This window comes from Vibrio gangliei, from assembly GCF_026001925.1.
GTDB lineage: Bacteria > Pseudomonadota > Gammaproteobacteria > Enterobacterales > Vibrionaceae > Vibrio > Vibrio gangliei.
On record NZ_AP021869.1, the window covers coordinates 741070 to 764507 of the forward strand.

At 43.2% G+C, this 23438-nt stretch carries 21 protein-coding genes; 12 read left to right on the forward strand and 9 right to left on the reverse strand.

Annotated features, from left to right (window positions below; genetic code table 11):
- Positions 1-7 precede the first annotated feature (7 nt).
- Positions 8-1990 (reverse strand): RecQ family ATP-dependent DNA helicase, encoded by a 1983-nt coding sequence (locus Vgang_RS03380; protein ID WP_105903077.1) that lies wholly within the window; start codon positions 1988-1990, stop codon positions 8-10.
- 96 nt (positions 1991-2086) lie between these two features.
- On the opposite strand from Vgang_RS03380, the gene Vgang_RS03385 reads away from it, so the two are divergent.
- Both Vgang_RS03385 and Vgang_RS03390 read left to right on the forward strand, forming a co-directional pair.
- Positions 2087-2572 (forward strand): GreA/GreB family elongation factor, encoded by a 486-nt coding sequence (locus tag Vgang_RS03385; protein ID WP_105903076.1) that lies wholly within the window; start codon positions 2087-2089, stop codon positions 2570-2572.
- A gap of 187 nt (positions 2573-2759) precedes the next feature.
- Positions 2760-3512: a DUF2884 family protein gene (locus Vgang_RS03390; RefSeq protein ID WP_105903075.1), complete on the forward strand. Its 753-nt coding sequence runs from the start codon at positions 2760-2762 to the stop codon at positions 3510-3512.
- A gap of 135 nt (positions 3513-3647) precedes the next feature.
- Here the strand turns inward: Vgang_RS03390 and Vgang_RS03395 are convergent, their stop codons facing one another.
- A complete protein-coding gene (locus tag Vgang_RS03395; protein ID WP_105903074.1) occupies positions 3648-6194 on the reverse strand; it encodes an Ig-like domain-containing protein in 2547 nt (848 codons plus the stop codon).
- A gap of 391 nt (positions 6195-6585) precedes the next feature.
- Here Vgang_RS03395 and Vgang_RS03400 point away from each other — a divergent pair, with 391 nt between their 5' ends.
- Positions 6586-7620, forward strand: coding sequence for a DUF2860 family protein (locus tag Vgang_RS03400; protein ID WP_105903073.1), 1035 nt, complete (start codon positions 6586-6588; stop codon positions 7618-7620).
- 54 nt (positions 7621-7674) lie between these two features.
- On the opposite strand, the gene Vgang_RS03405 is transcribed toward Vgang_RS03400, so the two are convergent.
- The 4 genes from Vgang_RS03405 to tsaA all read right to left on the reverse strand — a co-directional run bounded on the left by Vgang_RS03405 (position 7675) and on the right by tsaA (position 10676).
- Positions 7675-7863 (reverse strand): DUF4250 domain-containing protein, encoded by a 189-nt coding sequence (locus tag Vgang_RS03405; RefSeq protein ID WP_105903072.1) that lies wholly within the window; start codon positions 7861-7863, stop codon positions 7675-7677.
- A gap of 8 nt (positions 7864-7871) precedes the next feature.
- The gene (locus tag Vgang_RS03410) at positions 7872-8075 is read right to left on the reverse strand and encodes a YaeP family protein (protein ID WP_105903071.1); all 204 of its coding nucleotides are present in this window, start codon (positions 8073-8075) and stop codon (positions 7872-7874) included.
- Between the two features lie 52 nt (positions 8076-8127).
- Positions 8128-9843, reverse strand: coding sequence for a proline--tRNA ligase (locus tag Vgang_RS03415; protein WP_105903070.1), 1716 nt, complete (start codon positions 9841-9843; stop codon positions 8128-8130).
- Between the two features lie 101 nt (positions 9844-9944).
- Complete coding sequence (gene tsaA, locus Vgang_RS03420; protein ID WP_105903069.1) at positions 9945-10676, reverse strand: tRNA (N6-threonylcarbamoyladenosine(37)-N6)-methyltransferase TrmO; 732 nt, start codon at positions 10674-10676, stop codon at positions 9945-9947.
- A 353-nt stretch (positions 10677-11029) separates the two neighbouring features.
- Here tsaA and Vgang_RS03425 point away from each other — a divergent pair, with 353 nt between their 5' ends.
- From Vgang_RS03425 to ykgO, 3 genes are all read left to right on the forward strand, one after another.
- Positions 11030-12619: an AbgT family transporter gene (locus Vgang_RS03425; protein WP_105903068.1), complete on the forward strand. Its 1590-nt coding sequence runs from the start codon at positions 11030-11032 to the stop codon at positions 12617-12619.
- 135 nt (positions 12620-12754) lie between these two features.
- Positions 12755-13015, forward strand: coding sequence for a type B 50S ribosomal protein L31 (locus Vgang_RS03430; RefSeq protein WP_105903067.1), 261 nt, complete (start codon positions 12755-12757; stop codon positions 13013-13015).
- Complete coding sequence (ykgO, locus tag Vgang_RS03435) at positions 13016-13141, forward strand: type B 50S ribosomal protein L36 (RefSeq protein WP_105903066.1); 126 nt, start codon at positions 13016-13018, stop codon at positions 13139-13141.
- A 185-nt stretch (positions 13142-13326) separates the two neighbouring features.
- Here the strand turns inward: ykgO and metQ are convergent, their stop codons facing one another.
- The 3 genes from metQ to metN all read right to left on the reverse strand — a co-directional run bounded on the left by metQ (position 13327) and on the right by metN (position 16037).
- On the reverse strand, positions 13327-14124 hold the full coding sequence (gene metQ / locus Vgang_RS03440; protein ID WP_105903065.1) for a methionine ABC transporter substrate-binding lipoprotein MetQ: 798 nt from the start codon (positions 14122-14124) through the stop codon (positions 13327-13329).
- Positions 14125-14329: 205 nt separating this feature from the next.
- A complete protein-coding gene (locus Vgang_RS03445; protein WP_105903064.1) occupies positions 14330-15013 on the reverse strand; it encodes a methionine ABC transporter permease in 684 nt (227 codons plus the stop codon).
- On the reverse strand, positions 15003-16037 hold the full coding sequence (gene metN, locus Vgang_RS03450; protein WP_105903063.1) for a methionine ABC transporter ATP-binding protein MetN: 1035 nt from the start codon (positions 16035-16037) through the stop codon (positions 15003-15005). Before metN ends, Vgang_RS03445 begins: the two co-directional genes overlap by 11 nt.
- A 346-nt stretch (positions 16038-16383) precedes the next feature.
- Between metN and gmhB the strand changes: the two genes are divergently transcribed.
- From gmhB to Vgang_RS03480, 6 genes are all read left to right on the forward strand, one after another.
- Complete coding sequence (gmhB, locus tag Vgang_RS03455; protein ID WP_105903111.1) at positions 16384-16941, forward strand: D-glycero-beta-D-manno-heptose 1,7-bisphosphate 7-phosphatase; 558 nt, start codon at positions 16384-16386, stop codon at positions 16939-16941.
- A 247-nt stretch (positions 16942-17188) separates the two neighbouring features.
- Entirely contained in the window at positions 17189-18217 is a 1029-nt protein-coding gene (locus Vgang_RS03460) for an ABC transporter permease subunit (RefSeq protein WP_105903062.1), read from the forward strand.
- Between the two features lies 1 nt (position 18218).
- Positions 18219-19295: an ABC transporter permease gene (locus Vgang_RS03465; RefSeq protein WP_105903061.1), complete on the forward strand. Its 1077-nt coding sequence runs from the start codon at positions 18219-18221 to the stop codon at positions 19293-19295.
- A gap of 30 nt (positions 19296-19325) precedes the next feature.
- Positions 19326-21197: an extracellular solute-binding protein gene (locus Vgang_RS03470; RefSeq protein WP_105903060.1), complete on the forward strand. Its 1872-nt coding sequence runs from the start codon at positions 19326-19328 to the stop codon at positions 21195-21197.
- A gap of 154 nt (positions 21198-21351) precedes the next feature.
- Complete coding sequence (locus Vgang_RS03475; RefSeq protein ID WP_105903059.1) at positions 21352-22377, forward strand: ABC transporter ATP-binding protein; 1026 nt, start codon at positions 21352-21354, stop codon at positions 22375-22377.
- Positions 22374-23435 carry an ABC transporter ATP-binding protein gene (locus tag Vgang_RS03480; RefSeq protein WP_105903058.1) on the forward strand — a complete coding sequence of 354 codons (1062 nt, stop codon included), beginning with the start codon at positions 22374-22376 and terminating at the stop codon, positions 23433-23435. Before Vgang_RS03475 ends, Vgang_RS03480 begins: the two co-directional genes overlap by 4 nt.
- Positions 23436-23438: the final 3 nt, after the last annotated feature.

Genomic DNA, 23438 nt, shown 5'->3' on the forward strand with positions numbered 1-23438 from the left:
TCCGCTGCTAGTTTGCAGCAGCGGAAACCCATTGCTTCACTTTTGCAAATGGATACATTTCTAACTTGCTGTACCCTTCCATTTTGGATGCTTTGAGCTGTGAACTCAAAGGTGTTGCAATACCACATAAAAATCGAGTTTTTGCTTCTAAACTCAGCGTCCATTGTTGTGCTTTATCTGATTGATTGAAAGCCAACTGGTATGGGGCTAACCATTGAGTAATTTGTTCTAGAGCGACATCTTCTAGGTAAGGCGATGGCAGTTTTGCGACTTTCCCTCGGCATACGCTACAGTGTCCACAAGCATTTGGAACATCATGATCCAAAAAGTAGCTCGCAAGCTTTGAGCTTAGACAGGACGGGCTTTCAAACAAATTAATCAGAGTTTGAATTCGGTTTAGATCACCATGTTCTTTTTGCTGAAACAGCTCGGTAAGTTCTTGTGCGATGTGTTGATGGTCAATTTGCTGAGATTGAGAAAGCACTTGGTAGACATCGGTGATTTGTTTGCTCTCAAGTTCGATTAAGCCCTGCTCGTGGAAATAGTCTAATGCTGCTACCACACGCTTTCTGTCTGCTTGATAGCCCATCCATAAAGCATCGAAATCTACCGTTCGCCATGTTTTGGCCATTTTAGAACAGTTGAAAATGGCTTGAATAAATTGATGTCTTTCGGCATGTTGGCCGGTTGCCGGAAAGCGTGCCAAGATCTCTGCTTCTGAGGCAATATGTTTAAAGCGATATTCTGCGAAGTAGCTGTATTTTGCTTGGATAACGCGTTGAAGCTCTAAGTAAACCAATAAAGTCTTGAGTGGTAATTGGCGGATATTGGCGTCGCGAGATAAGCGAGTAAGCATCACTTCCCATAAACCAGAAGACGTTTGCTGATCAAAAATTGATTCCAATAAATACTGAATAGATTGTGGCTCGGGCGTATCGCCATACACAAAATTTTCTAAAACATTAAGGCCAGATTTGTTGGCCAACACGGTACAGTAAGAAGTTTGACCATCACGACCCGCACGCCCAATCTCTTGTGAGTAGTTCTCAATCGATTTTGGTAAATCATAATGCACAACACGGCGAATATCCGATTTATCTATCCCCATACCAAAAGCGATGGTGGCAACAATGCAGGGGACTTGACCTTGCATAAATTGCTGTTGGATATTTTGGCGAATGTCTGAATCTAGCCCTGCGTGGTAGGCGATCGCGTTGACATCGTGCTGTTGTAAATACTTGGCTACTTGTTCAGCCGTGTGTTGTAAGGTGACGTAGACAATCGTGGGCAAATTGGGCTGTTTACATAACAAATCGACCAAGGCTTGCGGTTTATCTTCTTCCTCACACGCGATAACACTCAAATCCAAGTTCGGACGATAAAACCCAGTGACGGTAATGTGGTGTTTGTCGATATTGAACTTATGACTCATGTCATCGATAACCGCGGGTGTTGCTGTTGCGGTGAGTAAAAGCACTTGTGGAATATTTAAACGTTGGCAGTAATCTGGCAACTTGAGGTAATCTGGACGGAAGTTGTGACCCCATTCAGAAATACAATGCGCTTCATCGACCACCAACATTGAGATAGGGATCTGTTCAATAAATTGACGGAAACGTTCATTTTTTAAGCGTTCAACCGAAATCATCAAGACTTTGATTTCACCGTTACGAACTTGCTGCATAATGCGGTTGGTCGCTTCTCTATCTTGACTAGAATCAATGGAAGCGGCGGCAATACCTTTACTGTGTAAAAACGCCAATTGATCTTTCATTAACGCCAATAAAGGTGAAATGACCAAGGTTAAATTTGGCAATAGAATGGCAGGAAGTTGGTAACATAGGGACTTTCCTGAGCCGGTCGGGAAAATAGCTGCCGCAGAATGGCCTGACATGATTGCGTCAATCACATTTTGTTGGCCACCTCTTAAGCTATCGAAACCAAAATAGTCCTGGAGTGTTTTTTGAACGTTGGGCTGAATTGGGTTCATGGCAATCCTTTACCTCAGGTTAATCATCTGATTGAAAAATGAAGTTGCATATTAGCGTGTTCAAGCCACTAATGAAAAAGGAACTTGTGTTATTCCATGAATAAAGAATTATTGCACCAAGTAATCATTAAAGCGTTAATTGATAAGCATGATATAGCCTATCAAGCGACGGAAACAGCAATGAAAAGTGCGACAGATAAAGAAAATATTCCTGAGCATAAATATGACACTTTAAGCTTGGAAGCGGCTTACTTGGCGCATGGTCAGGCGCAGAGAGTTGAACAAAGTTTGCAAGACCTGCAGCGCTTCAAAGCATTGCCAGTGAAGACGTATTCCGAGCGCCATGAGATCGACTTGGGTGCATACATTGAGTTGTTAGATGTAGAGCGAGAAATAGTGAAATGGTTCTTTTTAAGCCCAGTCGCTGGTGGATTAACGGTCGAATTTGATGGCAGAACCGTGCAATTGCTCACCAAAGAGTCTCCTTTAGGAAAACGACTTTACCGCAAACAGGTGGGCGATGAGGTTGAGTTGAATATTGGCGGAAAGAATACATGTTATGAAATTGTTACCGTGTTTTGATTGAAATAGGCAATAAATTCACTTATTACTGACGTTCAGTTGTATAGGATTGCTATTGTTATATAAAAATCATGCTCTATTAAGGTAAGGGCTCAATAAATCAAAAGTGCAATCATACTTTGAGTTATACGAATACCTGGATTTACACGAATACTTGGATTTACTCATCTCTAGTGAGGCAATTGGAATGAAAAAAACACTTCTCGCGACGGCATTAACGCTTTCTTCTTTTACCGCATTGGCTCAAGCACCACGATGCGATATCAACATTAATAATGAATTACACCTGAAAGACAACGTGGTGTCGGTTTACCAACAGGGGCAGCCGAAAGTGGTCATCGATCAAAATAACCAAGTCTTCATTAATGGTGACAAGCTCGACTTGAATCAGTTGCAGCAGCAAGCGGTGCAAACTTATCGTGAGAAAGTCAGCACTTACGTTCCTAAGGCAAAAGATATTGCCGACCAAGGTGTTCAGCTTGCCAATGATGTAATTGATGATGTCAGTGAGTCATTTCAAGATCCGAATGCCTTCAATAACCTAAAACAAGCCATGAATGATTTTTACGCCGATATCGAATCGCGTTATTATAATAATGGTGAATGGGTTCTGAAAAAAGATGCGGTTGGTGACGCTATTGCTAATTGGAAAGCGGATTCCGCCGCAGCGATGCAACGATTTAACGGAGAATTTTTCTCCAGTGCGTTTGCTGCTTTGTCAAACCAAATGAAACAAGATGGCAGTGTTAACTTAAGCGATCTGCAAAATAAGTTGATAGAACTCAAAACTAAAGTCCAAACCAAACTCGAATCGCAATCGGCTGAATTACAACAAGAAGCGACCGATTACTGTACTGATCTACAAGGTATAGCAAAAGATGAAGAGAAGCTGCGTCAGCAAATTCCTGAGTTGAAGGGCTATGAAGTGTTTGTGATTTAAATGCCGTTCGTCAATATCTAATTATTGACGATAGCTTTGAAAGCATTGCTTCGACAATGATTGTTTCGATAATGATAGCTTCAACAATGAAGTGAAAGTGCCAGCTAATCATCTAGCTGGCACTTTTGTTTTGGTTTATTGATCGCTATTCATCTGCGTTAATTTTGCTCCAATGGGGTTGGAGAAATTAAAGCCGTCGTATTCATCCCAATTGATTGACCACGTCATTACACCGCCAAAATTAGGGTATAGCTTGCTCGGCACAACCGTACCGCAATGGCTACCATAAGTGACACAATCTAAAGCATCGGTGATGTTTTGTGTTGGCGCTTGTCCAGAGTTCGCTGATTGTGGCCCGGAAGGCAGACCAAAGGCCACTTGATCGTCGCGTAATGGTGCAAAGTGAGAACCATCGGCTAAATCAAATCCTTCTACCAGCATTTTGGCTGAAGCAACCATCATATCGACAGAGCCTTCTGGCGCTGAGCCTGACATATAAGGATTCGGTAGTCCGCCGTTGTTATACAGTTGAACGTGAAGCAAATCCAAGGTATCACGAACTTGATTGATGATAGGAATATACGCCCCCCAGATCCCTGAGTAAGCCACCATACCGCCTTGTACATATGGATGCTCTGGCGCCATGGTGAGATACATATCTCCACCAATATTTTGTTCAATTTGCAGTAACGCTCTTCCTAAACGAGCTTGAATTTGCGAACCATGAACAAGACCTGAGCCGCTTTCTAAATCGACATCAAGCCCATCAAAACCCCACTCTTGAATGATTTCAGTCAAGCTAGAGACAAAATGCTGTTCATCGGAATCACTATTGAGCGTAATGGTTCCTTCTGCACCGCCAAGTGAAAGCACAAACACTTTTCCTTTGGCTTGTAGGTCTGCCATATCTTGCTTAAATTTCACCGGATCAATGGCTGGGCAATCGCTGCGAATGTCACTTTGGAATAGGTTGAAATGCACCGTACCCGTACTGTTCGGATCGTTATCCGCAAAGGCAATGTCGATCACATCCCAATCGTCTGACATTTCAGAGAGAGGAATAGGGCAGCCAGCTGGATTAACAAAGTTGTGCCAATAGCCGATCAGTTTGTGAACTTTCGATGTTTTTTCAATCACATTCACCGATACAGAATCAGACTTGGCGTTGTTACCTTGATTATCAGTCGCGGAGCTTGAAACGGTGTAAGAGCCGATAGCGGAAGGTGTCCAATTGACCGCATAAGGTGCGGTGGAATCACTGGCTATCACTGTGCCATTAACAAGGAAATCAACCTTGCTTACACTGCCAGAAAGGCTAGTCGCATCGGCGGTGATCTGAACGCTTTTTCCTAATCCGACAGTGCTACCTGCCACCGGAGAGGTTAAACGTGTGACAACAGGTTGGTCGCTAACCGTCACTTGGCTGATGGATTCAACTTGATTGTTTTCATCGTCGGTTGCGATCGCTTTAATAACATTGGAGCCCACGTTGGTGGCGAGCCATGACACGCTATAAGGCGCTTCAGTATCTGTCCCTAAACTTGTGTCATTGGCAAAAAATTCAACTTGCGAGATAGTGCCATCAGGATCCGATGCCTCTGCACTGACGTTGATTTCGCTGCCGGCTAAGACAACGCTGCCATCTAGCGGTGATGTTAACGAGACGCTAGGCGGTGTCGTACAAGCGCCGACCTCAGTCCAAGCCTCTTGCCAATGTGATCCTTTTCCTGGCTCATAAGCCCACGCTGAGCTTGAAGAGCACCAACCAGCCACATCACAGCGATATTTTTGATTATTGGATTGCACTAATTGCCCTAAGGTATAACCCGTTCCTGCTGTATAGGTTGGTAGATCACTGCAACCACCAGAAGTGCTTGGGGAGGTGACGTCAATTTGAACCGTATTACTGAAGGTGCTGGCACCAAGGTCGTCAATGGCTTTGGCTTTTAAAGCGTGTTCACCTGATGTGGCTATCCAGCTGTGTTCATAAGGCTCGGAAGTATCGGTGGCGACCAATGCATTATCGACATAAAACTCGACACTGGCGACATAGCCATCTGTATCGGAAGCATTCGCGGATAAGGTCACTGTGTCATTAGTTTGAATGGTATCTTCCGAGGCTGGACTTGCAAGGTTTATGCTTGGTGCGACATTCTCGCTACTGCTTTGGACGTTAATCGAAACCGAAGCGGTGCTGGTTTTCCCCTGATCATCCATGGCGGTCATGGTAATGCTGGTTGTGCCTAACGTGGCTTCCCACTCAAGTTGGTATGGGGCGCTGCTTACTTGGCCAAGTGACGTATTGCCAGCAAAAAACTCTACATATTGCACTTCGCCATCGGGATCTGAGGCGTCAGCTTTTAAAGTAATGGTCGTATTTGCCGTTACCTGAGCTTGGTCAAGTGGTGAGGTGATTGATAAGGAAGGTGCTTGGTTGCCATCTGAGCTTTCACATACTCCTATGTTTTTCCACTCTTGCCAATCACCAGAATGAGCTGCGGGTGAATGACCTTGTGACCACCAGTTTGCCTCATAAGCGATATTATCCTGTTGGACTTGTGACCCGCCGGAATAGGCTTGGCTAGAATTCCAAATTGGCAGAGTACTACAATCTTGAGTATAGGCTTGCTGAGATAAGAGTAGAGCCGTTGTTATTGCGCCATATAAAATGGTCCGTTTCATTTTTCTCTCCATTTATTCTATTTTTGTAGTAGAAAACTCATCAGATGCACTATAAATTTGTAACAGCACCATAAATTCGTAACAGCACTATAAATTCGTAACATGCACTATGAATTTATGAATAATTCCTTATATTAAGTAGTTGATTTATTTGTATCGTATGTCTGAAAACGGTTTTTAAACGTTAACTTTCGGGTGAGTTCTCATTTCTATTTTGAAAGAACCAATCTCATCATGTTGATTGCGGACAGGCTCAATATTTTATTTTCGAGCTGTCAGTGAGATTAAAACAATCGATTTATTAACCCCTTCGCCATTCGTAAACTCTCGTACTGGCTTGGATAAATGAGCAAAAACCAAAAAAAGCGGATATGAACGTCAAGGAGTGGATATGAAAGTCAGGATGGCTTGTCTTTGCATGATGATGTCGACGGCATTTGTCGCTCATGCACAAGAGAATACGCAAGATAACCTGCAGGGAAATGGTCAAACTCAGTCACAACAAGCTGGCAAGTGGGAAGAGGGTTTCTCTGGCTCTGCGATGTTACTGTTTGGTGTGACACAATCGAACTCGCAAGCCGATTCAGGCGACGATACGATTGGCTCTTTGGATGAAGATGGTGAGAAACAGACTGAAGGTTTTGTTTTTCCTATTGCCAGTAGCGATCTGAGTTATACCTTTACTGGTGGAAACCATCAGGTGTTTATTGGAACCAGTAACGCTGACATTGCGCTAGGCCGACCTCATTTACAGGTTGGTTATGGGCAGCATATTGATCAAGTTGGTACGATAAAATTGTCTTATATTCCCGGTTTGATCAGTTCGACAACTTGGCAAGATCCTTTTCTTGTTGGCAGCAAAAGACACGAAACCGATAGAACCATTAAAGGCGCAAGGCTGCAATTTTCTGAAATTTTAGATACTGGTTTAGGGCTTGAGTTCGCCGCAGGTAAAAATGAAATTGATGACGAATTAAGTGGTAGTCAGTATTCATCGCAAGTGCAATCACAACTCGATAGGGAAGGCGACTTATATTACGGCGAGCTGTATTACGTCACACCGGTGACCGAAACCGCTTTGATAAGAAGTTCATTTTCGTATTTACGTAACCAAGCCAATGGTGATGCAATGGCATCGAATCAATACACCGGGCAAATCGCTTTATTTCAACGTTATCAGCAATCGACATTAACGTTATCTCTAAAATATCAATACGCGAAATTCGATGAATCACATCCTCTGTTTGATAAAGTCCAAGAAAATGACGCCGTTGGTCTATTAGCTACGTACACTTATGATGATATTTTCGGCTGGCAAGGCGTTGGTGTCGGTGTTTTAGCGGGTTTTACTGAGCATTTATCGAATATTGATTTTTACCAATATGAAAGTTGGATTCTTGGAACCGGAATCCGATATGTATTTTAATACAAGGCCCGCCAGTGATGACTTCAGGCGGGCGTTGTAGTTTATAAATGAGCTTTAACGAAATTGTTTCGCTTCTGGCAAATAATCAAAACCTGCAGAAGCCAGTTTGGCGATTAAAGCATCTTTATCAATATCAAACGCTTTGACTAGGTTATCTAAATCACCATATTCATCACGCAATTTCATATTGACGATGCTCATCAGCATCACAGGATCCATTTTGTCAAAATTGGCTAAATCCATATTTACTCCTAATCTTCAAAATCAGAAATTAATAAATTAGCGGCGGCAAATGCGGCTTTTTCACGAGTTGGCATCGGTAGGTTTTCGTCCGCTGCAATATCATTTAAGGTTTTGACCACACAAGTAATGGCTTGTGGAATGTAACCTTGATCGCCACTGCCAATCAGTGCGTACAGTTCACGAACTAAATCACAACAATCATAGACTTTCATATTTATTACTCTTGGAAAAAGAAAGGCGAACCTAAGCTCGCCTTTGTTGCTATTACTTCATTTGAGACTGAATGTGCTCAATGATGTTATCCATTGCCACTGCAACCTTGTTACCGTCACGACGGTGTTTGTATTCAAAGTTGCCTTCATCCATGCTGCGATCGCCGATCACAACCGTGTGCGGAATACCGATAAGTTCGATGTCTTTAAACATCACACCTGGGCGCTCTTTACGATCATCAAATAGAACTTCGATGCCAGCCGCTGTTAGCTCTGCGTACAGTTTTTCTGCCGCTTCTTTTACGCGCTCAGATTTGTGCATGTTCATTGGAACGATCGCCACTTGGAATGGGGCAATCGCATCTGGCCAAATGATGCCGTTTTCATCGTGATTTTGTTCAATCGCCGCAGCAACCACACGAGAAACACCGATACCGTAACAACCCATTTCTAGCGTCACGCTCTTACCATCAGGGCCAAGTACATTACAGTTCATTTTTTCAGAGTAAACCGAACCTAGTTGGAAAATGTGGCCTACTTCGATACCGCGTTTTAGCATCAGCGTACCTTTACCACATGGGCTTGGATCCCCTTCGACGACATTACGCAGATCTTCTACTTGACCTAATGCTACGTCACGACCCCAGTTAATACCGAAGTAGTGTTTGCCATCGACATTAGCGCCTGCACCGAAGTCACTCATGACTGCAACAGAGCGGTCGACAATAAACGGTAGCTCTAAACCTACAGGGCCAAGAGAGCCAGGGCCTGCACCGATTAAACCGCGAATTTCTTCTTCCGTTGCCATTTCTAGTGGAGCTGCGATTTGAGGTAGATTTTCCGCTTTGATTTCGTTTAACTCGTGATCGCCACGAATGATTAACGCGATGATCGGTGCTTCTACTTCGTCAGAGGCTTTAACAAATAATGTCTTAACGGTTTTCTCAATTGGTAAGCCGTGTTGTTCCACCAATTCTGCAATAGTTTTGGCGTTTGGTGTATCCACTAGCGTCATTTCTTGAGTTGGGGCATCGGCCGCTTGTTTTAGCTCAATCGCTTCGGCTTTTTCAATGTTAGCCGCGTAGTCAGACTCGGTAGAGAATACGATTAAGTCTTCACCACTTTCAGCGATTACGTGGAACTCTTGTGAACCGTTACCACCAATTGCACCGCTGTCAGCCCATACTGGACGGTAATCTAAGCCCATACGATCAAACGCTTTACAGTAAGCGGTATGCATCGCTTGGTAAGATTTTTCTAGGCCCGCTTTATCGATATCGAAGCTGTAGGCATCCATCATGCAGAATTCGCGTGCACGCATAACGCCAAAACGTGGACGACGCTCATCGCGGAATTTGGTTTGAATTTGGTATAAGTTCAGTGGCAATTGTTTGTAAGAGCTCACTTCGTTGCGAACCAGGCTAGTGATCACTTCTTCTGCCGTTGGGCTAAGCACGAATGGACGCGCGTGACGGTCTTGAATACGAAGTAATTCAGGGCCCATTTTTTCAGAGCGACCCGTTTCTTCCCACAATTCAAATGGTTGAACTACGGGCATTAATGTTTCAACAGCACCTGCGTTGTCGATTTCTTGACGAACGATATTTTCAACTTTACGGAACACACGTAAACCTGTCGGCAACCAAGTGTATAGGCCAGACGCAAGTTTACGGATCATACCTGCACGTAGCATCAGCTGGTGGCTGATCACTTCGGCATCGTTTGGTGTTTCTTTTAGAGTAGAAACAAGGTAGTTGCTGGTGCGCATTTTTGTACCCGCTTTTCTGTGTAGTGGTTAATAAATTCTATTGTCACGTAATTTTGTAAAGCGACAATTTAGCCCGTAATAATAGCAGTACAGGCCGTATCTCAAAAGCGTTCTATTGAGGTTACATGGATGAAATTGCGATTAAATTCGTTTATTTGTGGTGAACTATCACTCTCAATGGTGAATTTGACGTTCAAATCAAATAAATGCACCGCATATTCTTTGCTATCGGGTTTGTTTTTCTTATAAGCAGGACGAGGATCTTGCCCCAAAACCTGTTCAATGACGGCTTGAATATGATCCGATTGGTGGTTCGATTTGAGTATCAATTGAGCTTGAGTGGAAAATACAACAGGCATGCTTGATGGCGCACTTTCTGCAAATCCCCCTGTGGCATCGGGAATTGAATCGGAATAGGGGATATAAGGTTTGATGTCGATAACAGGGGTGCCGTGAACTAAATCGACGCTGCCTAATTCCAACCAAGTTTGACCACCTTGCTGAGTGACGCCTTTTAATTCCACCGCGGACATGCCAATACCATTGGGGCGAAATGTGGCTCGTGAAGCAAACACGCCGATCCTTTCATTGCCGCCTAAACGCGGTGGGCGTACTGTTGGTTTCCAGCCAGCCGCTAAGTTTTGATCAAATAAAAACAATAGCCAGATGTGGCTAAATTGTTCAATACCCCGCACAGATTCTGGTGAATTAGCCTCGCCTAATAATTCAATACGCGCTGTGGCACTGGGCGCTAATCTAGGTTGCCTTGGGACGGCAAATTTTTCTTTATACGGGCTGTGAATTTTACCGATAGGTTCAATAGCAAATGACATGGTGATTCAATGATTGATTAATATGGGGACATCATACCTGCATAACCGCAGCCGACAAACTCTCAGCCGTATCAAGCTCACTTTTGATAGATTAAAAGTCTACCGATGTGGAATGACAGATCACATTTATGGTTATTTTAACTCAATCATCTTGGTTGGTGTTATTGGTTGTGAACTTATTTAAAAACAATCGTCTAATTTGCCGTATTGGATTTATTGTGTTTTTTATATCCAGTTTTATTACAATTTTTAACATTTTATTCTTTTTAGGTTTCTATTTGTTCACGTAGTCTTGCCGGCCAATTGTTATAGCTGTGTTAATTCACACTGATATCATTGACTAGGAGGGCCAAATGACAACACAAGGTTCGAGCACGCAGTACAACTCGAAAAAAACACTCTTCACTCGTTTCTTAGATTCGGTTGAATATCTTGGAAACCTATTGCCACATCCCATCACTTTATTTGCCATTTTCTGTGTCGCAATTCTGATTTCTTCCGGTATCGCTGGATATTTTGGTGTGTCAGTTGTTGACCCGCGTCCTGAGGGGGCGAGTGGTCGTTCCGCTGATGGTATTATTCACGTTGTGAGTCTTTTAAATGCCGAAGGTTTACAGCTTATTGTGACTAACCTAGTGAAAAACTTCACAGGGTTTGCGCCGCTAGGAACGGTATTGGTGGCGATGCTCGGTGTCGCCATTGCTGAGCATTCTGGCTTATTGTCAGCGGCAATGCGTGGCATGGTAATGGGTGCCTCTAAACGTATGGTCACTTTTACTGTGATTTTCGCCGGTATCATTTCTAACACTGCGTCTGAGCTAGGCTATGTGGTGCTTATTCCTCTTGCCGCGATGCTATTCCACTCATTAGGACGCCATCCATTAGCTGGCCTTGCTGCGGCTTTTGCTGGTGTGTCGGGTGGTTATTCAGCTAACTTACTTATCGGTACGGTTGACCCATTACTGTCGGGCATTACAGAATCGGCTGCCCAAATGATAGATCCCACCTACACCGTAGGGCCTGAAGTTAACTGGTATTTCATGTTTGTTTCTACCTTCTTTATCGCGATTGTCGGTGCGTTTGTGACTGAAAAAATCGTTGAGCCGAAATTGGGTGAATATCGCATTGAAGAAGCAGCAGAAGATCTGTCGCAAGATAAAATGGGCTCATTAACGGCTGAAGAGAAAAAAGGCCTGAAAATGGCGGGCCTAGCGGTTTTGGTTGTTTGTGCGTTATTAGCTTGGACAATCGTGCCTGAAAATGGCGTGTTGCGTCATCCGGTGACAGGGGAAATTGCGGGTTCGCCATTCTTAAAGAGTATTGTGGCGTTTATTTTTGTGTTCTTTGCTATTCCAGGTTTTGTCTACGGTAAAGTCACAGGCAGCATGAAAAATGACCGCGATGTGATTAATGCGATGTCGAAATCCATGTCTTCAATGGGCATGTACATTGTGTTGGTGTTCTTCGCAGCCCAGTTTGTGGCATTTTTCAAATGGACGAACTTTGGTCAAGTGTTTGCCGTAGGCGGTGCGGAATTCCTACAAACCATAGGCTTAACCGGCCCAGCATTATTCTTTGCCTTCATTGTCATGTGTGGCTTCATTAACCTAATGATAGGTTCGGCTTCTGCGCAATGGGCGGTAACCGCGCCAATCTTTATTCCAATGTTGATGTTGGTTGGTTATGCACCTGAAACCATTCAAGCGGCTTACCGTATTGGTGACTCAGTAACGAACCTAATCACGCCGATGATGAGCTACTTTGGCCTGATCTTAGCCGTTGCATCACGCTATGTTAAGAATCTTGGTATTGGCACTTTGATTGCCACCATGCTGCCATATACGCTGTGTTTCTTAGTGGGATGGAGTATTTTGTTCTACATATGGGTATTTGTTCTCGGTTTCCCTGTTGGCCCTGGAGCGGCAACCTATTACACGCCATAAGGCATAATGGTAAGTTACCCATCAAAGCAAACCCTCTAGCGATGAGTTAGAGGGTTTTTTGTATATTATAATTGATAAGTATTCTCGATACTGATACCTTGTTGTTATGTTATATTATAACAAAAAGGTATCAGTATGAAACAAGGAATCCATCCAGACTATCGCACTGTTGTATTTCACGACACAAGTGTTGATGAATATTTTTTAATTGGTTCAACTTTACAGACAGATCGAACTATTGAGTGGAAAGATGGGAAAACGTACCCGTATTTTACCATTGAAGTTTCTTCTCTTTCACATCCATTCTATACCGGGAAACAGCGTGTGATACAGAAAGAAGGTCGAGTGGCAAACTTTAATCGTCGCTTTGCTCAGTTTTCAAAAGGGGATAAATAAATGAAAGTGTTAAAGTCTTTGAAGAGTGCTAAGTCACGTCATCCTGATTGTCAGGTCGTCAAGAGAAAAGGAAGATTGTACGTGATTTGTAAAGCTAACCCGAGGTTTAAAGCGGTACAAAAATAGCGAGTGGTGGTGTTTAAATTATTTGTTTTGAAATAGAAAAATGGTTTTGAAATAGAAAAATGCTTCCGACATAGAAAAAGGGTGGAATATGCTTCCACCCTTTATATATCTGCGATTAATTAACTAGCCTGTATACCTTTTCGCTTGAAACTTCCGTTCCAATGACTTGGTGATTTAGGTCTGTATTACCAACCTTTAACAACGCTACCGTTAAACAGTTTCATTGCTTCTTGGTAAACCGCGTCAGTTTGGTATGCTTTTACAAAGTTCTTCACGTTTTCATCGTTTGCATTGTCTTCACGAGCTACGATTAGGTTCACGTAAGGAGACTCTTTGCTTTCAACAAATACGCCGTTTTTCTCAGCTGTTAGACCATTTTGAGCAGCGAATGTGTTGTTGATCACCGCGATAGCAACATCTTGTAGAGAGTTTGGCAACTGTGGTGCTTCTAGCTCAACAAAATCCAGTTTTTTCGGGTTTTCTACGATATCAAGAGGGGTCGCTTCTAGGCCCGCACCTTCTGCTAACTTAATTAAGCCTTGTTGTTCAAGGAGTAATAGCGCACGGCCTTCGTTGGTTGGATCGTTTGGAATTGCGATGCTGTCGCCTTTTTTCAGCTCATCAATTGATTTTATTTTTTTCGAGTAGCCAGCGATAGGGTAAACAAACGTATTACCAACCGGTTTTAGTTTATAACCACGGTCTTTAATTTGCTTATCTAAGTAAGGCAGATGTTGGAAAGCATTCAGATCGATAGAACCATCATCCAAAGCAGCGTTAGGAATAATGTAATCAGAGAAAATGGTGAGCTTAACATCTAGGTTGTATTTTTCTTTAGCAACTTGAGCGGCAACTTCTGCAACTTGAGCTTCTGGGCCCGCAATAACACCTACGTTGATGGTATTGTCTGCGGCATTGGCTGCACCAGTAAGAAGTAAAGAAGTAGCAACGGCTGCTGCACTGATGAGGTTTTTCAATTTCATATACTTATCTCCATGTATAAATGCTTTGTGATATACCCTTCGTACTTGAAGCTGCAGCTTTGTTGACGGCGTTCATTCGCCCCAATCATTTAGACAAGCTAAACTCATAGGGTCTCATTCACTTGTCGCCTCACTGCAACGTCAATTACTTTGGGTATATGCCCTGCGAACTAGGGCATATAATTTGTTAGGTTTATTTTTATTCTTAACGATGATCCACTCGGCTAGCGATTCTATCACCTACCATTTGAATAATTTGCACCACGATAACCAGTAATACAACCGTGATAAACATGATATCGGGTTGGTAACGTTGGTAACCATAACGCATTGCCACATCACCTAGACCGCCACCGCCGACAGTACCGGCCATTGCTGAGTAACTTACTAGCGTGACGAGAGTGATAGTGATGGTATTCACAATAGAAGGCAAAGCTTCTGGTAGTAATACTTTGCAGATGATTTGCATTGGGCGCGCACCCATAGATTGCGCCGCTTCAATTAAGCCGCTTGGTACTTCAACTAACGCGCTTTCAACTAATCGAGCAATAAATGGAATTGCACCGACTGTGAGGGGCACAATCGCCGCGGTCGTACCAATGAATTTACCGATCAATAAGGTGGTGAATGGAATGATCGCCACCATGAGTACGAGAAACGGCACAGAGCGGCCGATATTCACTATCGCACCTAGTACAGTATTAAGAATACGGTTTTCTAACAGGCCATTTTTCTTGGTGACATGCAACACCACGCCCATAGGAATACCGATAATAAAACCGATTAGCCCTGCCACACCCACCATATACAAGGTTTCCCAGGTTGCGCCCCAAATAAGACGAAAGGTGCGATGATCGTAATACCAATCCATGATGTGATCATAAAACATAGCCAAGTACCTCGACTTTAATATTGTGTTCTTTTAAGAAAACCATGGCTTGTTCGGCTTGTTCTGCTTCACCAAAAAACTCAGCGACCATCAAGCCAAAACGCACGCCACCGGCATAATCAATATCTGAGCTTAAAATGCTGACATCAATATTGAATTTACGTGAAAGCTGGCTGATCACTGGAGCATCAATCGATGCACCGGTAAACTCTAAACGTACTAAAGGAATAGAGCCTTCCACTTGTGTGGCTTGTAGGCGAGCTTTATAGTCTTCTGGAATCGATAAATCGAGAGTTGAGCGAATAAACTCTTGCGCTAACTCGGTTTTCGGATGGGCAAAGATATCGCTTACTAAGCCTTGTTCCACTAGGCGGCCGCCACCAATGATCGCCACTTTGTCACAGATGTTTTTCACTACATCCATTTCATGCGTAATGATCAAAATGGTGAGATTCAACTGCTTATTAATGGTTTTAAGCAACTCTAAAATGGATTTAGTGGTCGCGGGATCAAGCGCACTGGTGGCTTCATCACACAACAAAACTTTAGGTTCTGATGCTAACGCACGAGCAATGGCCACACGTTGCTTCTGACCACCACTTAAATTAGCCGGGTAGCTATCATGTTTATCAGCCAAACCGACGAGTTCAAGTAGTTTGGTTACACGTTGCTCTATTTTAGCTTTTTCGATTTTCGCTAACTCAAGAGGAAGGGCAACGTTATCAAATACGGTGCGAGAAGAGAGCAAATTAAAGTGCTGGAAAATCATGCCGATATTACGACGTGCTTGGCTGAGTTCTTTTGAAGAAAGTTTAGTGAGATCCAAACCATCAACCAATACAGAACCTGACGTCGGCGCTTCCAGCATGTTGACGCAGCGAATCAGCGTACTTTTACCGGCACCGGATGAGCCGATCACGCCAAAGATTTCCCCTTGAGGAATATGAAGATTAATGTCAATTAAGGCAGGGATCTTTTTGCTGCCTTGATAAAACACTTTATTGACTTGATTAATTTCAATCATTTAACAACCTGAATGGGTAATATGTTCCGTATATTCTATTTTCAAACTAGCGCTGGTTTAGTGAAAACACGCATCGTAATTGCGATTTAGTAGACGATGCTATGGTTTTCGCTTTCTCAAGTCAATAGGTATTTTTACGTCTAGACGTCTAAAGTGCCAATACAGATAAGACTGACTTCATCTAAGTTATAACTGGGTCTACAATGAGTGAATCAAACTCGGATGGATGATGAATATTAATGAACAACAACGCAAAGCATGCAATAATTACCGCTTAAAGAATTCAGCTCTAAGCGCGATTAGTTTGTGTAAAAATATGCTTAGAGCCAACAGAGAGAGTGTGATTGTGTCTAAACCGGCTGTTTTTATTGATCGTGATGGCGTCATTAATGTCGACCATGGTTACGTGAGCAATGTGGACGATTTTGAATATATTGACGGCGTGTTTGACGCAACCAAAGCGTTAAAAGATTTGGGTTACTTATTGGTTTTAGTGACTAATCAATCTGGTATTGCTCGTGGCTATTACACTGAACAGGAATTCTTAACACTGACGGAGTGGATGGATTGGAATTTTGTTGATCTGGGTGTTGAGTTTGATGGCATTTATTATTGTCCTCACCATCCAGAAGGTTCTGTCGAAAAATACACTCAGGTATGCGATTGCCGTAAACCTGAGCCAGGTATGTTTATTTCCGCTCAACAAGAGCTCGATATTGATATGGCCAAGTCGGTAATGATTGGCGATAAAGCCGATGACATGCGCGCTGCTATTGCCGCCGGCGTAAAAAACAAAATTTTAGTGCGCTCAGGCAAAGCGGTAACAGAAGAAGCGCAGCAACTCGCCGATGTGGTGCTCGATAGTATCAAGGATGTGCCGAAGTATCTGGCGGAGATTAAGTAAGTTTGGCGGCACGTAAGTACGTTGAACTTAGAGCCAGTTGATTATAACTAGCTCTATTGGTTTGAATAAGGTCGCATTAGCGGCCTTTTTTGTTTAAATCACACGAACATCTTTTATTTTCCGAGCTAGAACTCGATTTATTCTGGCTGAAACTCGCATCTTGAAGTGACTTGGGTATACAATCATTAAGTATTCAAAAGTAAACGGTTTTTAAGGGTGATCTCGTCATGAAGGCAGGCTGGATAGGATGCTAGCGTATATTTTTAGACGGCTACTGCTCGTTATTCCTACCTTTATTGGTATTACATTACTGATCTTTACGCTGACACGCTTTGTTCCCGGCGGACCTGTGGAGCGTATGTTGCTTAGTTTGCAGATGCAGCAAGGTGACACCACCGTTTCATCCAGCACGACTCATGGTGGTAATAATTCTTTATCTGAAGACCAAATCGCGGAGCTCAATGAGTTTTACGGTTTGGATCAGCCAATTCCGCAAGCCTACTGGCAATGGTTAACTAAATTAGTCCAACTGGATTTGGGCGAGTCCACCCGCTATTACGAACCCGTGACTGACATGATTGCTGAACGTTTACCCGTCTCGCTTTTTTACGGAGGTATGACGTTTTTAATTAGTTACTTGGTTTCGATTCCGCTTGGCTACCTTAAAGCGTTACGGCATGGCAGTGTGCTTGATGCCTCCAGCTCTATCTTTATTTTTGTTGGTTTTGCGCTGCCCGGCTACGTGATTGGGGTTTTGCTATTAAGCCTCTTTAGCTTTCACTTGGGTTGGTTCCCAATGGGCGGTTTTGTCAGTGATGATTTCGATTATTTTAGTTTTCCAGAACAAGTCAAAGATGTGTTATGGCATGCTGTTTTACCGCTATTTTGTTATTTGATTGGTGATTTTGCTTTGCTCACCATGACCATGAAAAACAACTTAATGGAAAACCTCGCTGCGGATTATGTGCGCACAGCCATTGCCAAAGGGTTGCCTTTTAAACAAGCAGTCAAACGTCATGCACTGAGAAATAGCTTGATACCTGTCGCCAGTTCGTTTGGTAATTCATTAATGTTTTTCATGACTGGATCGTTTTTGATTGAGGTGATCTTTAATATCAACGGCATTGGATTGCTGGGTTATGAGTCGATTATGGAACGCGATTATCCGGTGGTGATGGGCTTGTTTGCGATTAATGCGTTAATGCTGCTGATTGGCAATATTTTGTCGGATATCTGTGTGGCGTTAGTTGACCCTCGCGTAAAATTTGGAGCTTGATATGAGAGTGTTTTCGACTTCATTTGTTACCAGGCCATTTTTTACCAATCCATTAACGCAAAAGAAAATTAAGCGATTTAAGGCGATTAAACGTGGCTATTGGTCGCTCATCATTTTAACGTCGCTTTTAGTCTTGGCTCTTTTAGCTGAACTGTTCGTGAATAGCCGCGCTTTAGTGGTGAAATATCAAGGTGACTGGTTTTTTCCTACCTATGCTGATGTCATTCCTGGTACCCAATTTGATTTAGGGTATCCATCCGAGACTAATTACCGACAACTGCAAACCTTGATTGCAGAAAAAGATCCTGACGGTTTTGTCTTGATGCCTTTAGTGCCGTGGAATCCTTATGAGCAAGATTTTGATAGCGAATTTCCTCCGGCAGCACCGAGTATTGAACATCAGCATTATTTAGGGACTGATACCATTGGCCGCGATATCTTAGCGCGTCTGTTATACGGCTTTCGAATTGCGATGGGCTTTGCCTTGCTCACCATGGCGGTTTCCTATGCGATTGGCGTTACAGTCGGTTGCGTGATGGGGTTTTGGGGCGGTAAGTTTGACTTGTTTTTTCAACGTTTTATTGAAATTTGGTCGATGGTGCCGTTTTTATATGTGATCATGATTTTAGTCTCGATCATGCAGCCTAGCTTTATGCTGTTTACCTTTATTAATGTGTTGTTTGGGTGGATGGGCATGACCTGGTATATGCGCACCATGACTTATAAAGAAAAGGCGCGTGAATATACATTAGCCGCCAAAGCGTTGGGCGCATCGAACTGGCGAATTTTATTCCATCATATTTTGCCCAATACCATGGTGATGATCGTCACCTTAGCGCCGTTTACTATAGTGGCGAATATTACTGCACTGACCGCGTTGGATTATTTGGGCTTGGGTTTAATGCCACCAACGCCAAGTTGGGGCGAGTTATTACAACAAGGGAAATCGAATTTAGATGCCCCTTGGATTGCTATTTCGGTCGTGAGTGCGATTGTCGCCGTATTAGTCATGGTGACATTTATTGGTGAAGCGATACGTGAAGCATTCGATCCTAAACGCTTTACTCAATATGTTTAAATTAACCTGAATTCTGGATAAGGAGCGTCCATGAAAAAACGCATATCCCAAAAAATATCGGCTGTTGGCTTTTCAGCGTGTATCGCTCTTTTATCATCTTTGAGTTTTTCTTGTTTGAGCTATGCCGACACATCGTCGCAAAGTTTGCCACAGAATCTGCAATGGCAAACCAATGAATCCGATCCTATTTTTGCCTCACCGGATGCGCAATATGGCGGCATTTATCACACCTACATGGATAGCTTTCCACAGACCTTTCGTACCGTAGGGCCGGATGCGAATGGTGCGTTTGCGTCTTGGACTCGTTCGACTATGGCTCTGCTGGATAAGCACCCTAATACGGATAATTGGCTACCGTCGATCGCGTCATCTTGGGCATTTGGTGATGACCATAAAACGGTGTATTTCAAGCTTGATCCGAAAGCCAAATGGAGTGATGGTAAACCGGTTACCGCAGAAGACTTCAAATTTATTCTGCAAATGATGCGCTCTAAAGATATTGTGGCACCTTGGTATAACGATTTTTACAACAACGAGGTCAGTGACATTATTGTCTATGATCCCCATACCATAGCTGTCGTATCTGCCAAGCCTCGCAATGCGGATGAATTGATGGATTACGTTAATCTGTCTCCGATCCCCGCTCATTTTTATGCTAATCCTAAAAAAGATGAAAATGGTGACGGCATCGCAGATGACTTTGTGCGTCGTTATAACTTTAAGCCAGAGCCAACCGTTGGCCCATATTTCATCGATAAGATTGATAAAGGTAAGGCCGTCACCTTCAAGCATGTTAAAGACTGGTGGGGTTACAGCAATAAGTATTATCAACACCGTTACAATGTCGATCGCATCAGCATTAAAGTGATTCGTGACCCAGACATCGCGTTTAAATATTTTGAAAAAGGTCAGCTTGATTCGTTTCCGTTGATTCGCCCAACGCTGTGGCACGATAAAGCGACCGGTGAATTATTTGATAAAGGCTATATCCAAAAAGCGTGGGCGTTTAACCAAGCCCCTGTGGGAGCCGGTGGTATTTGGATTAACAGTTCTATGCCATTACTTAACGACATTAATGTCCGTAAAGGGTTGATGCATGCGGTTGATTATGACGGCATGATTGAAAAGACATTGCGTAATGATTATGTGCGCAAGCCTAATCCAATGGGTATCGGACATGGTGATTATGATGAGCCAAGTATAAAAGCGCCTAAATTCGATCCTAAGCAAGCGGTGTCTTATTTTGAGCAAGCTGGCTTTACTCTTATTGGCCCAGACGGTATTCGTCAAAATGATAAGGGGCAGCGTTTAAGTTTTGCGGTCACTTACGCCACCCCTGCGCATACCCCAAGAATTGCGTATCTTCGTGAACAAGCCAAATTGGCCGGCTTAGATCTCACCTTGAACCTGATTGATGGCTCTAGCATGTTCAAATATGTGTTAGAGAAGAAGCATCAGCTGTCATTCCATGATATGTCGGCTTCCCGTATTCCTGTTTATTGGCAGTATTTCGCTGCTGAATTTGCCAATCAGCCACAAAATAATAATTTTACTAATTTTACCTCGCCAGAGCTTGAGACGTTAATTGAAAACTATCGTAACGAGTTCGATTTAGGTAAGAAGCATCAGTTATCGCGTCAAATTCAGACAATGATTGATGAGGCCAAAGTGATCATTCCCGGCTACATGGTGCCTTACACTCGTGAAGGCTACTGGCGTTGGATGAAATTGCCGAAAGAAATTGCTACAAAGCAAACGGAATACTTATTTTACCCAGCCGGCTTTATGGGCGGATACGGCACATTTTGGATTGATCAAGAGGCGAAAAAAGAAACGCTGGATGCGATGAAATCCGGTAAAACATTTGAGCCGGTGACGATTAAAGATGAGAAATATCGGTAGATAAACGAGAGCTGAGTGACGGGGACGCTACGCTCGCGAGCCAAAAAGCGGTTTCGTTGCTTGAGACTTAGTCATTCGCTGTTATCTTTCTCGAGCCACGATAAGCGTAGCGGCCGAGTAACGAGAACCGAAAAATTGAATTAACGGAAACCCTATGACCCCAAACTCAGTTTTAACCATCACAGATTTATGCACTGAATTTACCACCGATGATGAGGTGGTGAGAGTGCTTGATGGTGTGACTTTTCATGTCCCCAAGGGCAAAACCATTGGGTTGGTCGGGGAATCTGGATGCGGTAAAAGTGTTACAGCGATGTCGATCTTAGGGCTGTTGCCAAAACCTTTTGGACAAGTGGTGTCCGGTAAGATTGAATATTGTTATCAAGATAAAAAGGTGGATTTGGCCAGTCTACCGGCGGAAAACATGTATCAAATGCGCGGTAATGCCATTTCGATGATTTTCCAAGATCCGATGACGGCGCTCAATCCGGTTCACACCATAGGCAAACAGTTGATGGAAGTGTATCAACTGCATCAGCCGCAATTAAATAAAAAGCAGCGTTATCATCAGGCGTTGGAGATGCTCGAAAAAGTGGGCATTCCATCGGCTAAACAACGCATGCTGGAGTTTCCGCATCAGTTGTCAGGTGGGATGCGTCAACGTGTGATGATCGCGATTGCGTTAGCGTGTAAACCGGATGTTTTGATTTGTGATGAGCCGACCACTGCGTTAGATGTGACTGTACAAGCGCAAATATTGGATTTGATGAAAGCATTGCAACAAGAAACGGGCATGTCGATCATTTTCATTACCCATGACTTAGGGGTAGTCGCGGAAATGTGCGATCAAGTGGTGGTGATGTATGCAGGAAAAGTGGTGGAACAAGCCGATGTCTTTTCACTGTTTGATTTCCCAACCCATCCATACACGCAAGGTTTGTTGGCTTCGATGCCCAATCAGCAGTCGGTGCCTAAATCGGAACTGCCGACCATTGAAGGCTCGGTGCCTCATTTATTGAATATGCCAAGAGGTTGCCGTTTTGCTTCTCGTTGTCCATATCAACAAGACAAATGCTTGCAACAAAGTCCGTTATTAGAAAAAAAATCTTCTGAACATCAAGTGAGTTGTCATTATTGGTCGCAATTAATGCCTCGAAATCAGCTAGAGGGGCAACCATGAATCAAGAATCGTTAAATACGGATATTTCATCAGAAAAGAACGTCTTACCCGAAAAAAATCCTTTATTAGAGATAAAAAATCTCAAACAATATTTCCACTCAGGCAAAGGCATTTTCAAAAAAGGCTATACCGTGTATGCGGTTGATGACGTGTCATTGAGCGTAAACACAGGCGAGACGTTAGGTATTGTGGGTGAATCAGGTTGCGGTAAAAGTACGTTGGGTCGTAGCTTACTGCGCTTGTATGAACCCACAGCAGGGCAAATATTGTTTGAAGGGCAAGATATTTGTCAGTTCGATAGCAAAGCCATGCGCTCTTTACGTCAAGAAATGCAGATGGTGTTTCAAGATCCCACTGAATCGCTCAACCCACGTCATACGGTTGGGATGATCTTACATGAGCCATTTGAAATACATCATCTAGGCACGGCGGAAGAAAGGCAGCAGTGGGTCAGCGAATTATTAATCAAAGTGGGATTAACCCCAGAGGCCGCTGAGCGTTATCCACATGAATTCTCTGGTGGCCAGAAACAACGCATTGGTATTGCACGAGCGATTGCCTTAAAACCTAAGCTGGTGGTGTGTGATGAGTCTGTATCGGCATTAGATGTGTCTGTACAGGCGCAAATTCTTAACTTGTTGATGAAATTGCAGCAAGAAATGGATTTGACCCTGATATTTATAGCCCATGATTTGTCGGTGATTCGTCATATATCTGACAAAATTGCTGTCATGTATTTAGGGCAAATTGTCGAATATGGTGATGCGCAGCAGGTTTATCAAAACCCTAAGCATCCTTATACTCAGTCTTTGTTGTCTGCAATTCCGATTACTCATCCAAAGTATCGTGATGCTAAATTACGTATGCAGGAGCAAGGCATTGGAGAGCGCATTTTATTACAAGGCGATATTCCATCACCGATTGAGCGCCCTGTAGGATGTCGCTTTGCTTCGCGTTGTCCTAAGGTCATGGAAGAATGTCGCAGTAAACCACCCAAATTACAGTCGTATTCAAAGCATGATCATCAAGTATCTTGCTTTTTATATGAATCCCATTAAAAC